This window comes from Lactobacillus sp. S2-2, from assembly GCF_021698855.1.
Taxonomy (GTDB): Bacteria; Bacillota; Bacilli; order Lactobacillales; family Lactobacillaceae; genus Fructilactobacillus.
In genome coordinates, this window is record NZ_WWFA01000003.1 from 16,404 (window position 1) to 28,491 (window position 12,088).

Sequence of the window (12,088 nt, forward strand, 5' to 3'; positions counted from 1 at the left end):
ATATTTCCTTCTTTCTTAATTTTCTTCAGCTTTTTGAATTACTTTTTTCATTCTTTTTTCAAATTGTCCACGACTTAGCATAATAACGTGCTCACAGCCTTGACATTCAATCTTAATATCTGCTCCCATGCGAATAATTTCCCATCGATTAGTTCCACAAGGATGTTGCTTTTTCATTTCCACAATATCATGTAAATTATACATAATCTCACTCCATTATTTAATCATTCAAATCAATATCTAATAACGAGAAAATTCGATTTAAATCTTCGTTTGAAAGATATTCAATCTCAATTTTCCCTTTTCCTTTATTTGAACGATTTTCATTAATTACAACTTTAGTTCCAAACCAATCTTGTAATTTTGTTTCTCCATTCTTAATAAATGGTGATTTACTAGTCTTAGTAGCTTTTTTGCTTTTCTCTTGATTACTATATTCAGTAATCATTTTTTCTAAATGACGAACTGTTAATGATTCATTAACTGCTTTTTTTGCGTATTCAATTAATTTTTGACGATTTCTAATTGCAAGTAAAGCTCGCGCTTGCCCCATTGATAATTGTTTTTTATCTAACATTTCTTTAATTTGTTGAGGTAATCCTAACAATCTCAAATAATTGGCAATATATGGTCTTGATTTACCTAGTCTCTTTGAAACTTCTGCTTGAGTTAAATCTAATTTCATCATTAACGTATTATAAGCTTCTGCTTCCTCTAATGGACTTAAATCTTCACGTTGTAGGTTCTCCATAACGGCAATTTCCATCATTTGTTCATCACTTACTTCTCGAACAATTGCAGGAATCGTATCTTTTCCAGCCACTTTAGATGCTTTAAAACGTCTTTCACCAGCCAGAATTTGATAATTATCATTATCATCTTCTGGTTTACGGACGATGATTGGTTGAAAAACACCAGATTGTTTAATTGAATCAGTTAAATCGTCTAAAGCTTTTTTATCAAATTTTTTTCTTGGTTGATAAGGATTTGGAACTAATGAATCTAAATTAAGATTAGAAACAGCTTCATCATTATTATCTAATTCATTTTCTGCAAATAAAGCCTCAATTCCACGGCCTAATCCTTTATTATTTTTGTTCATGTGCAGCTAAGACCTCTTTCGTTAATTCCATATAAACTTTTGATCCTTTTGAACTTGGATCATAATCAATAATTGGCATCCCATAACTTGGTGCTTCAGACAAACGAACATTTCTTGGAATATAAGTATCATATACTTTTTCCTTAAAAAATCCTTTAACTTCATTAGCCACTTGGTTACTTAACTTAGTTCTTGAATCAAACATGGTTAATAAAACTCCTTCAATCTCAAGAGTTGGATTAAAATGTTTTTGAACTAATTTAATTGTATTTAAAAGTTGTGATAATCCTTCCAAAGCATAATATTCACTTTGAACTGGAATTAATAGTGTATCACTTGCTGTAAAAGCATTAATGGTAATTAATCCTAAAGATGGTGGACAATCAATTAAAATATAATCATATCGATCTTCGACATCTTTTATTGCGGCTTTTAATCTAGTTTCACGTGCCATTTGAGGAGTTAATTCAATTTCTGCTCCAGCCAATTGAATTGTTGCTGGAACAACATCTAAATTATCATGTTTTGTCGTTATGACCACATCATCAATTGGTGCTTCATTAACCAAAACATCATATACATCATGATTAATTTTTGATTTTTCAACTCCCACTCCAGAAGTTGCATTACCTTGAGCATCAGCATCAATTAGTAATACTTTTTTACCTAAAGTAGCTAAGTTAGCTCCTAAATTAACAGCAGTGGTAGTTTTACCAACTCCACCTTTTTGGTTTGCTAATGATATTACTTCCGTCATATTAACGATCCCCCTGATTTCCAATTGGCTCTTTGTTGGGTGTCCCTGCTTTTCTAGGGTACTTAACTGGAGTCTTTTTAATTTTATTGACAGTAATAATATGACGACTTTCTTCTCCATTGTTTAGATCAAAGGAAAAATCATCAACTACTTCACCACCAAGAGTCTTAATTGCAACATTACTATTCTCTAATTCACTTTGTGCTTTAGCAGCTTTTAAAGCAATGAATTGTCCACCAACTTTAACTAATGGAAGACAAAGTTCAGCCAAAACACTCATTCTTGCGACTGCACGAGCAGTTGCAAAATCAAATTTTTCACGATATTTCGATTTTTTTCCACCAAATTCTTCTGCTCTTGCATGAACTAATTGCACTTCAGTTAAACCTAATTTGTTAATTAATTCATCTAAAAACTTAATTCGCTTATTCAATGAATCAACAATTGTAATTTTGAGCTGTGGAAAAATTATTTTCATTGGTAATGATGGAAATCCAGCTCCAGCTCCAACATCCACTAAAGAAACTGATTCTTTTAATTTGTCGACATAAAAAAGTGGTGTAATTGAATCATAAAAATGCTTCAAATAAACCTCTTTTTTGTCAGTAATAGTTGTTAGATTAACTTTTTGATTATAATCAATCAACATTTCAAAATAATCATTAAATTGTTTCATTTGTTGTTCATTTACATTTATTCCTTTTAGTTTTAAAGCTTGTTGAAATTCTTCTGGATTCATGAAAATCTCCTAATATACTCGTTAATTTATTCAAAACTAAAAATTTTGAAATACCTAATAATAACTATATCATCATTATAACCAAATTTACTACCTTGTTCACTTGAAAAAAATAAAAAAGCCGATAAAATTTTTATCAGCTTTTATTTCATTTTACTAACTTGATTTAAGAACCATTCATTAAACGAATTATCATTAATATCTACACAAACTTTTGCATTTGTTTTTCCATCATGATATGCCCCTCGTACATCAGCAACTGTTTCACCAATCGCAGGACCATCAACTTGTACATCAATCCATAAGTCTTTTGTAGTAATTTCTTCAGGATGTAATAAATAAAAAATTGTATTAACATCATGCATTGAAAATCCTGCATCGCTACAATCCCCATCAGCGGATATAATATCATGTAACATTTTTCCTGATTGATTCATAGTACTTAATTTAGCCAAACTTTCTCGTGTTAATAATGCCTTTTTAGTAATATCTAATCCAACCATAACAATTGGAACTCCTGATTTAAACATCATTTCTGAAGCATGTGGATCAGTAAAGACATTAAATTCAGCTGCACTTGTCATATTACCCAATCCTAGAGTTCCACCCATCATAACAATTTGATCAATTTTTTCTTTAACTTCTGGATACTGAGAAAATAACATTGCAACATTAGTTGCAGCACCAGTAACTAGTAAAGTAATTTTATCTTCACTTTCCATAATCTTTTGATACATCGCTTGAACAGCTGATAGTTCAATTGGTTTTGAATGACTAGTTTCACTAAAGTCATATCCAGGCATCCCTGATTCACCATGAATTCTAACCGCATCTTCAAACTCTTTAATTAATGGTTGTTCTGCTCCACTAGCAACTGGAATTTGATCACCGACATCAAAGAAATCTAAAATTTTTAAAGCATTAATCGTTGTTTTATCAACAGTTACATTTCCAGCAACTGTTGTTACTAATTTAATTTCAAATTCTGGATGATTAATTGCCATTGATAACGCAGCAGCATCATCAATTCCTGGATCCATATCCATAATTACCTTAACCATGAAAATTCTCCTTTTTATTTTTAATTATGCAGATTGTTATAAAAAAAGACAACTAAGATTAGTTGTCTTTTAAACGTCTTTACCAAACGAATAATCCAATAATACCAGCAGATAGTAATGATACTAATACACCTGAAAGTAATAAGTAGATAACGTTTTTTGAAATGTGATTATTTTTATCACGATCAACAATTCCTTTAAAGGCACCAATAATCATTCCAATTGTACTAAAGTTAGCAAATGAAGTTAAGAAAACTGTGATTTGAGCACGGAAGTGAGGTGGGAAAGAATTAATATGATCAGAAATTTGACCCATCACTACGAATTCATTTGTCATTAATTTAGTACCCATATATTGGGCAAATTCGAATGCATGGTTAACATCTAGACCCATTAACCATGAGAATGGGAATAAGATGATTCCAAGAATATGTTCAAGTGATAACCATGGATTAATTAATCCAAGTAATTTACTAATTAAGTTTGCTAGAGCAACGAAAGCAATAACATTAGCAAGAATGATCAAAATTAACTTACCTGAAGCTAAAATTGAATCTCCAAGAAATGAGAAAAATGGTTCTCTAACTGGCTTACCATTTTCATCTGTTTCTTCTGCTGAATCGCCCATCTTAGCAATTGTATCTTCTTCTGGAGATACTCTTACGGGGTTTAATAAACTTGTTACGATGATTGCATTGAAAATGTTCAATGGAATAGCTGTAATTACGTACTCACCTGGTACCATTTGTGTATATGCACCAATAATTGAGGCAGTAATACATGACATTGACATCATTGCGATTGTTAAAATACGTTCTTTTGATAATTTCTTCAATTGTAATCCAGAAACAGCAATTGCTTCAGTATTACCTAAAAACATCATTTCTACTGAATAAAACGCTTCAAAACGTGGTTGTCCAGTAATTAATTTCATGAATTTACCAACCCATTTAATGATGAAAGGTAAGATACCGAAATAAGTTAAGATATCAAACAATGGAACAATCATTAAGATTGGTAATAAAGCTGATGTTACGAAGTTCATTGGCTTAGCATTAACCCAGTCAGGTAAAGCAAAAGCAATTCCTGTATAAGAAACTTGAACTAACCAGTTAAAACCGTCAGCAGCTCCTTGAACGGCATTTCTTCCCCAACTAAAGTTAGTTAAGAAGAATGCAACAAATAAGTTAATAATTAAGACAACGATAACTGAACGCCAATTAACATGTTTATGATCTTTTGAAAAAAGAAATGCAATGGCTAAAAATACTAACACCCCAATGATGTTTGTAATAAGATACATATTCAATGTAATAACCCCTATTCTATAAATATAATATGAAATACAACTATCAAATCTATTTCTAGATTTCTTTCAAATTTTATTTAAATGATGATAGCCAACTAGGTAATGGGTCGATAACTTCATCTAAAAAACCAAAAGCATCCATCACTGTTGAACCTAAAGATCCTGGATGATTATCAATTCCCAAGTCTTTGCCATGAGTAAATTTAGGGGAGCTAATCATTACAGGTAAATAACTTTGTCCACGATGAATACTTGATTGGGATTGGTTGAAAGCATGACTAGAAGTCACAATCAATAAATCATTATCTAACAATTGATCCAAAATTAGTTGAATCTGATGATCACATTCAATCAAAATAGCTTTTGCCTTCTCTAATTCATTACGTTTAAAAGCTGCTCTTAAATCAGGTAATTGAGCATAAATAAAGCCACTGTCACTTTTCCCAAGAATTGTATTCACGTGAGAAAAAGCAGCGGCATCATTAGCTACTTGAATTTGTTCACAGTTTTCTTGTGTTTGTAAAAAATTAGCAAAACGAGCGATAATACTAGTATTAGTATATTTACCTACCTCTTCAAACAAAGAAGCAGCACGATATTTAATCATAAAGTCAAACATTTCACGAAAACCAGTAGTCTTGTGTGTTGATAAGGTCTGAACTTTAACTGTTCCAGCAATCGCATTTTGATTAATTGTAAGTTCACTATTCACATCACAAAAATTAGAAAGAATATTAAAAAGCCCAAGACGAGTTAAACTTGGTAATTGATTAGCTTGAATCATTTTAATTAATTGAAGATTAAAAGACTTAGATTGTTTTTCAAATCCAAATGAAGCTAAATCTAACAAAATAACTCGATTAAATGGCATTTTTTAAATCCTCCTAAAAAATCAATAAAATTATTTATTACATTAATAATGCCTTAATCTTTTTTAAGTGTCAATAAACTTTTTTAAGAAAAACTTAACAATCCATTAACATTACTGTTCTAATAGTTTTTCTAAAATATGTTAAAATCAGTTTAATAAATCGTGCTAAAATTAACAATAAAGTGTGGTGATAACAATCCAAACAAATGATAAGAAAATGCTGACAATTGGCGATTCAATCACTAATGGATTTAATGGAGAAGTCGATTTACATAAAAACTACCCTTTCTTTTTAAAGAAATTACTCAACTTAAAAGAAATAGATAATCATGGAGTTAACGCTGGAATGATTAGCGGATTTTCCGAACGAGACTTAACATATCAAGTTAAAATAACCGACTTTTCATCTTACGACATTGTAAGTATTGCATATGGAACAAATGATTACTCACATAGTGATTGCTTTTTAAATGATATAAAAAGAACATTACAAAATAATCTTAAATTAATTAAACAAAATAATCCAAATCTAATTATCATTGGGATTTTACCAATTAATCGATTTGATAATCATACTTTTATTGATCAACAATTAAATTCTGTTGATTATTCTTATCACGAATTATTAGACGAAATATCTAAAGTTTATCAATCATTCAATATTCCCGTATTGAATTGGAGAAAAGTTGCTCCAAATTTTCTAACTGTTGATAATTATCAAGAAAAGTTAAATGACCAAAGACTTCATCCCAATCAATCAACTTATTATGAAATGGCACAAATCATTGCTAATTTTATTAAAGGTATCTAAGAAAAGAGGAAACACCAATCATGAATTTCATTAAAAAAGGATTACATAAACATTGGTATTTGTTTATTGTACTAATTCTTGCTCTAATTCTCGAATTACCCCAAATCATTAATCAAAATATAATTATCGGTTCTGATACAATATTTCATTTCAACCGTTTCTATGATGCAATGGAACAAATTAAACACTTTAATTTTCAATATTGGGCATCTGAATATGGATTTCAAAATTCAATGAGAATTGTTAGTCCTGTATATAGTCCTTGGATTGCTTATCTTAATGGTTTCATCTTATTAATTTGTCATAATTTTATTTGGTATGAAATTATTTCTCGAATTTTAATCTCAATTATTGCGACTTTATCCATGAATTATGGCTTAAAAGTAATCAATATTAAAGGTAATATTCCCAAAATAATGAGTATTTGCTACGCATTTTCATTCATTATTTTACGTTGGGGCTATGCTCACAATTTTACTTCACTTGGAGCAGCAGTAATGCCATTATGTATTGGTATTGCAATTAGAATGATTCAAAAAAGACCTGATCCAATTAATATCTGGCAACTTGGTCTATCACTTGCTTTAATTATTCAAGTTCATCTATCTTCAGCACTTCAAATGATGATTCTATACTCAGTCTTTGCAATTATTGGATTAATTAGGACTGAACAAAAAACTGATTTCCTAAAAAAAGGCTTACTAGCTGCTGGAATTGCGATTATATTTTCCACTAATATTATTGGTGGATTATTTGAACTATATCGAAAAAATCATATCTTTGGCGTTTCAGAATTTAATTTAAATGCTCGCGGAACTTTCAATTGGTCAGATTATCATAATGGTAAATTTGCTCTTTTAATCGTATTAATTGGACTAATTGTTACAATTTTAGTTAGTTTTTTCAAAGTTAATACAACGATGAAAATTGTTGGTATTACAGCATTATCAACTTATTTACTAGCATCCGACTTATTACCTTGGATTACTATTTTCAAAGATATCCCTGGAATAAGTATTATTCAATTCCCTAGTCGTTTCATCGCTCCCGCAATTGCTCTTTCCTTTATCTACTTAACTTATGTTTTTAATACTCCTGAAGTTGAAAAATCAACTCGTTATTTCCTACTTGGGACAACTATTATTTTTTCTGGATTTATTATTGTCTATAATACTCGTCTTACTAAACAATTATCTAATCGAGTTCTAGCTAATCATGCTGCTCTTTATCCAAAAGATGCTGATCACTTAGCAAGATCATTAGAAATTCATAAAAATAAGTATTTATTCAAACATGATAATCATAAAGCATTAGAGAGTGCGATTAAATCTACTCCAGACTATTTACCTAGTCGTCTACCAAAATTAAAAAATACCTTCCCTAGAACTTATTGGAGTTATTATAAGCATATTATCGTTCCTACCCAAGGAACAATTACTAAACCATCAAAATTCAAAAAGAAAATTAATGGTAAACAATTATCAATTACTTGGAATAGTCCAGAAAATAAAGCAACTAGAATTCCAGTTGCTTATTATCACAATACAAAATTCAAATTAAATGGAAAAACTATTCATCCAAAAGTAGCTCACAAAATGATTAAAATTCCAAAAGTTAATGCAAAAATAGGTAAAAATGAACTCATAGTTTATTACAAAGCACATTGGATTAGTAATTTCTTAGTTATTTTTAATTTAATTATTTGGTTTATCTTATTATTAGTTACTTCATTTAAAAAGATACAAAAAAATCGCTCATAAAATTGAGCGATTTTTTATTTAATTACATTATGTTTATCAATTGATCCAGTATCATTCTTTTCAAGATAATGTTTAACTTTCATATTTTTTAATGAAATATCTCCATCTTCATTAGAAACATCTAAAGTATGATATTTTTCCACTTTACTATTTTTAAAATGAATATCTCCATCTTCATTATCTAATTTTAAATAATTAGCTTTGATATTTTTTAAACCAAAATCTCCATCTTCATTTTCTAAATCAATACGATTAGTTTTAAAGTCATGCACTGACACATCACCATCTTCACTACTAATTTGAGCACGATGATTTTTAACATTGTGGATCATAATTTCGCCATCTTCGTTATCCACATCTAAATAATCAATTGCCAATCCCGAAATTTCAGTTGAATTAATCTCTGATTTCAAAACAACTTTACTTAAATTAACTGATTTAGGAATGGTAACATTCAAATAGCCACGATCTTCTTGATGATGATTAAATAAAATTGATTTTTCTTCTTGCTTAATTTTTAAAGTTTGATTTCCTTGTTTAACTTTAATTTTTTGATTAGATTTAGAACTAATCTTAAACCTATCACCGATTGTAACTTTTACAGGAATCTCGGCATTAATTTTAAGATTTTCAATTTCATTATTATCAATCGTTTGAGTTCTTTTAACTAATTTTTGTGGTCCACTTGTTAATTGATAAAATGTAATAGCACCTAATAATAAAATTATGAATAAACAAATTAATCCTATAATCCATTTGGTTGATTTTTTCATTGTAAACTCCTCTTATTATGTATTGCTTTATTATATGAATAAAGCTTAGCAAAAATCAATCCAAATAAAAAAACTAATGATTAACATTAGTCTTTTTATTTAAACTTTCTTAACTTAGAAACTGCATCAGTTTGGTATATATGTTGAGAAATTGTTCCTAGTCTTTTATTTTCTAAAATTTTATTTTCTGAAGTGTTATCAACTGTTTTAATAACTGCTTCATATGCAACTTTTTTCAACTTATTTGGTCGGTTATGAGTTGGAGTAATAATTACATTAGTATGATATTTAACTTTGGTTTTATTTTTTTTAAACGGAGTAACTGAAATAACTTTTGTATCATAGAAGAAATTAGCAATATCTTTGTCTTTTTCATATCGATCAACAACTTTCATTAGATTAATGAAAGATTTATTTTTAATTCCATCAACAAAATAATCATCATAATTATTTTCTTCAGCTTCTTTAGGCGTTTTAATATTCCCATTTAATCCAGACCAAATATTTCCAATTAAATTATCTGCATCTTCAAACGAAGCAATTCCATTAAATTCAGGTTGAATATATTTTCCATTGTTTCTCATTTGAACGGTGTATGGTTTACTAGTAAATGACTTATTGGACGATTGTAATTTTAATTGAACCAGCGTTTTAGAATTAATTGGATATCCTTTAACTGAAAAAAGGCCTCTATTATTTAATTTACCAACTTTTTCACCATTAATTAAAACGGTTGCATTAGGATATCCCCGGATAATAAAACTAGAAATTTTAAGTGGTAAATCAGCTTCTTCATAAGCTCGATTATTCCAATCAAAATCTTTAGTTTCAGTTAATAATTGCTTTCTTAAGTGAGCACTAACTGATACGCGATATAATCCAGGCATCATCGGCTTAGATTGATATATTTGTTGTCGATTAGTTTGACCAACATTCTTTCCATTAATTTTTACTTCTGCCTCAGATACATTACTTCTAATTGTTGGTGTAATTGGAGCTACTTGAAGACGGTACTTAGGAAAGAACATTAATGAATGTCCCTTTTTAACTAAATCATAGTTATAATTATAATCATGACTTTTACCAAGTAGTTGATTTTTTAATTTTTTCAATTCATATGGTTTTTCTTGATAATAATGAACTAACGGTTTAAAACTATTAGTTTTAGGATTAAATTGTTGATGCTTAATTACAATTCGATCTTTTAAAACCTTTTCTTGATTATTCTTAATGGCTAAAATAATTCTTGAAACTTGTGTTTCCTTTGAAGTATAAGCTTTACCTAACCAAAAAGTTAAACTTAAAATAATTATCAATCCAAAAAACACAAGCCATAATACTTTATTTTTAATAATTCGCATACAATCCTCCAGATTGATATTATAACACGTGAATTATTTACAATAAATAGCTTTAACATACTAATAAAAAAGAAGCAATTAATTGCTTCTCTCTTTGTAATTAGAGCTGTTATTTAGACCAACTATCGTTAGCAGAGTTATTTTGTTGATTATTAGTTGGTTGCATTGGTGAATCACCGTTAACAATTGATGCAGTATAATAAGCATTTGCGTCTTGACCATAAGTACCAGCTTGTAAATATTCACTATTTAAAGTGTATTTTACATAGTAATGGTTATTATTATTTGAACTATCACTATATGTTGGACTGAATAAAGTTGCAACACTATTTAAATTTAAGTAACTATTTAAGTCAGATACACTATATTGTGCTCCACTTACTCCACGAAAAGCATTTGCATTAGGTGCAATGTATTGACCAGTAGCTAGTGCTTCACTTTGTGATTTATTAGCAACAGTTGTATTATTAGCAACTTTGTTCATTGAAGTCATTGCACTAATTGGATTTGAACGATAATTCAATTTAATTGGTGTGTTAACTTCTTGATTCTTAGTTACGACCAGACTAATTGTGTCACCGAACTTAGCATTAATTAAAATTGATTCATTAGTTCCTTGGTAATTATAAGTATAACCAGCAGGAACCGCACCTTTAATGAAATCAGAATTACTATTGGTAAATTGACTCTTACTATTTGCATAGTTATTTAATAGAGCACCATTTTGCGTATTTTCTGAACTGTTAGCACGATAAAATTTAGATCCTAAGTTTGTGCCTTCATTGCTGACAAAGTTCACTTTAATATCAGTTTTGGAATTAAATTGAAAACTTTGGGTCTCAGAAACTGCTTTTGAATAAATCCAACCAGAAACACTTGGATTATTTTGATCTTCAACATAGTAATAAAGATTACCAGTACGATCCATCTTAGCAGCTTTTGTAATTGTTAAAGTATCATTTGCAAATGGTTGAGTATTAACAACTTGCTTTTTAGTCTTGTATTGAGTATATTTTGGTGCATTCCAAGTTACATTTTTTGTCCCAGGATTAGCAAAATATACTTTAGTGTTAGTTGGTAAACTAGTTTGGGTCATTGTATTTTCAGCAGTTAAACCACTCATATTAGAAAAACTGGTATTTTCAGGATCATTTTTACCAATGTATACATAACCACGATATTTTTTATCAAAGGAAACCACTTTCATATACCACTTACCAGAATTAGTTTGTGCTAGGCGATAACCATAGAAGTAATTTCCACCTTTATTAGAGTTACTTAATGAACGCATAGTTGATTTTGAAGCTACTACTTTAGCTCCTTTGGTACCTGCAACTTTGTTATATAAGCCCGCACGACCGGTTGGTGCAAAAACCAAAGTTTCATTATTTTTCATGTTTTGATAACTTGCCTTTGCATAAGTTACTTTGTTAGTTGAACTGGTCTTTTTTGCATTAGCTTGTGAACTAAGACCAACTGCAGAAACCAAACTAACTGTAGCTAGACTGATAAATAATGTCTTTTTCAAATTTTTGAACATATAT

12 protein-coding genes are annotated in these 12,088 nt (G+C 29.3%); 2 read left to right on the forward strand and 10 right to left on the reverse strand.

Going from position 1 to position 12,088, the window contains the following annotated elements; genetic code table 11:
- Nucleotides 1-15: 15 nt before the first annotated feature.
- The 7 genes from GSH19_RS03445 to GSH19_RS03475 all read right to left on the reverse strand — a co-directional run bounded on the left by GSH19_RS03445 (nt 16) and on the right by GSH19_RS03475 (nt 5,839).
- Entirely contained in the window at nt 16-204 is a 189-nt protein-coding gene (locus GSH19_RS03445; protein WP_237026686.1) for a DUF951 domain-containing protein, read from the reverse strand.
- 16 nt (nt 205-220) lie between these two features.
- On the reverse strand, nt 221-1,102 hold the full coding sequence (locus GSH19_RS03450; RefSeq protein ID WP_237026687.1) for a ParB/RepB/Spo0J family partition protein: 882 nt from the start codon (nt 1,100-1,102) through the stop codon (nt 221-223).
- Nucleotides 1,089-1,859: a ParA family protein gene (locus tag GSH19_RS03455; protein WP_237026688.1), complete on the reverse strand. Its 771-nt coding sequence runs from the start codon at nt 1,857-1,859 to the stop codon at nt 1,089-1,091. The genes GSH19_RS03450 and GSH19_RS03455 overlap by 14 nt, the downstream gene beginning before the upstream one ends.
- A 1-nt stretch (nt 1,860) precedes the next feature.
- Complete coding sequence (gene rsmG, locus GSH19_RS03460; RefSeq protein ID WP_237026689.1) at nt 1,861-2,598, reverse strand: 16S rRNA (guanine(527)-N(7))-methyltransferase RsmG; 738 nt, start codon at nt 2,596-2,598, stop codon at nt 1,861-1,863.
- Nucleotides 2,599-2,741: 143 nt separating this feature from the next.
- Nucleotides 2,742-3,659 carry a ribonucleoside hydrolase RihC gene (gene rihC / locus GSH19_RS03465; RefSeq protein WP_237026690.1) on the reverse strand — a complete coding sequence of 306 codons (918 nt, stop codon included), beginning with the start codon at nt 3,657-3,659 and terminating at the stop codon, nt 2,742-2,744.
- A 79-nt stretch (nt 3,660-3,738) separates the two neighbouring features.
- Nucleotides 3,739-4,962 (reverse strand): NupC/NupG family nucleoside CNT transporter, encoded by a 1,224-nt coding sequence (locus GSH19_RS03470; protein WP_237026882.1) that lies wholly within the window; start codon nt 4,960-4,962, stop codon nt 3,739-3,741.
- 79 nt (nt 4,963-5,041) lie between these two features.
- On the reverse strand, nt 5,042-5,839 hold the full coding sequence (locus GSH19_RS03475) for a hypothetical protein (RefSeq protein ID WP_237026691.1): 798 nt from the start codon (nt 5,837-5,839) through the stop codon (nt 5,042-5,044).
- Between the two features lie 184 nt (nt 5,840-6,023).
- Between GSH19_RS03475 and GSH19_RS03480 the strand changes: the two genes are divergently transcribed.
- Both GSH19_RS03480 and GSH19_RS03485 read left to right on the forward strand, forming a co-directional pair.
- The gene (locus GSH19_RS03480; RefSeq protein WP_237026692.1) at nt 6,024-6,650 is read left to right on the forward strand and encodes an SGNH/GDSL hydrolase family protein; all 627 of its coding nucleotides are present in this window, start codon (nt 6,024-6,026) and stop codon (nt 6,648-6,650) included.
- A 20-nt stretch (nt 6,651-6,670) separates the two neighbouring features.
- Nucleotides 6,671-8,410 (forward strand): hypothetical protein, encoded by a 1,740-nt coding sequence (locus GSH19_RS03485; protein ID WP_237026693.1) that lies wholly within the window; start codon nt 6,671-6,673, stop codon nt 8,408-8,410.
- Nucleotides 8,411-8,424: 14 nt separating this feature from the next.
- On the opposite strand, the gene GSH19_RS03490 is transcribed toward GSH19_RS03485, so the two are convergent.
- The 3 genes from GSH19_RS03490 to GSH19_RS03500 form a co-directional block, all read right to left on the reverse strand.
- Nucleotides 8,425-9,183 carry a DUF4097 family beta strand repeat-containing protein gene (locus GSH19_RS03490; protein WP_237026694.1) on the reverse strand — a complete coding sequence of 253 codons (759 nt, stop codon included), beginning with the start codon at nt 9,181-9,183 and terminating at the stop codon, nt 8,425-8,427.
- Between the two features lie 95 nt (nt 9,184-9,278).
- On the reverse strand, nt 9,279-10,544 hold the full coding sequence (locus GSH19_RS03495; protein WP_237026695.1) for a hypothetical protein: 1,266 nt from the start codon (nt 10,542-10,544) through the stop codon (nt 9,279-9,281).
- A 109-nt stretch (nt 10,545-10,653) separates the two neighbouring features.
- Complete coding sequence (locus GSH19_RS03500; RefSeq protein ID WP_237026696.1) at nt 10,654-12,084, reverse strand: hypothetical protein; 1,431 nt, start codon at nt 12,082-12,084, stop codon at nt 10,654-10,656.
- Nucleotides 12,085-12,088 lie beyond the last annotated feature (4 nt).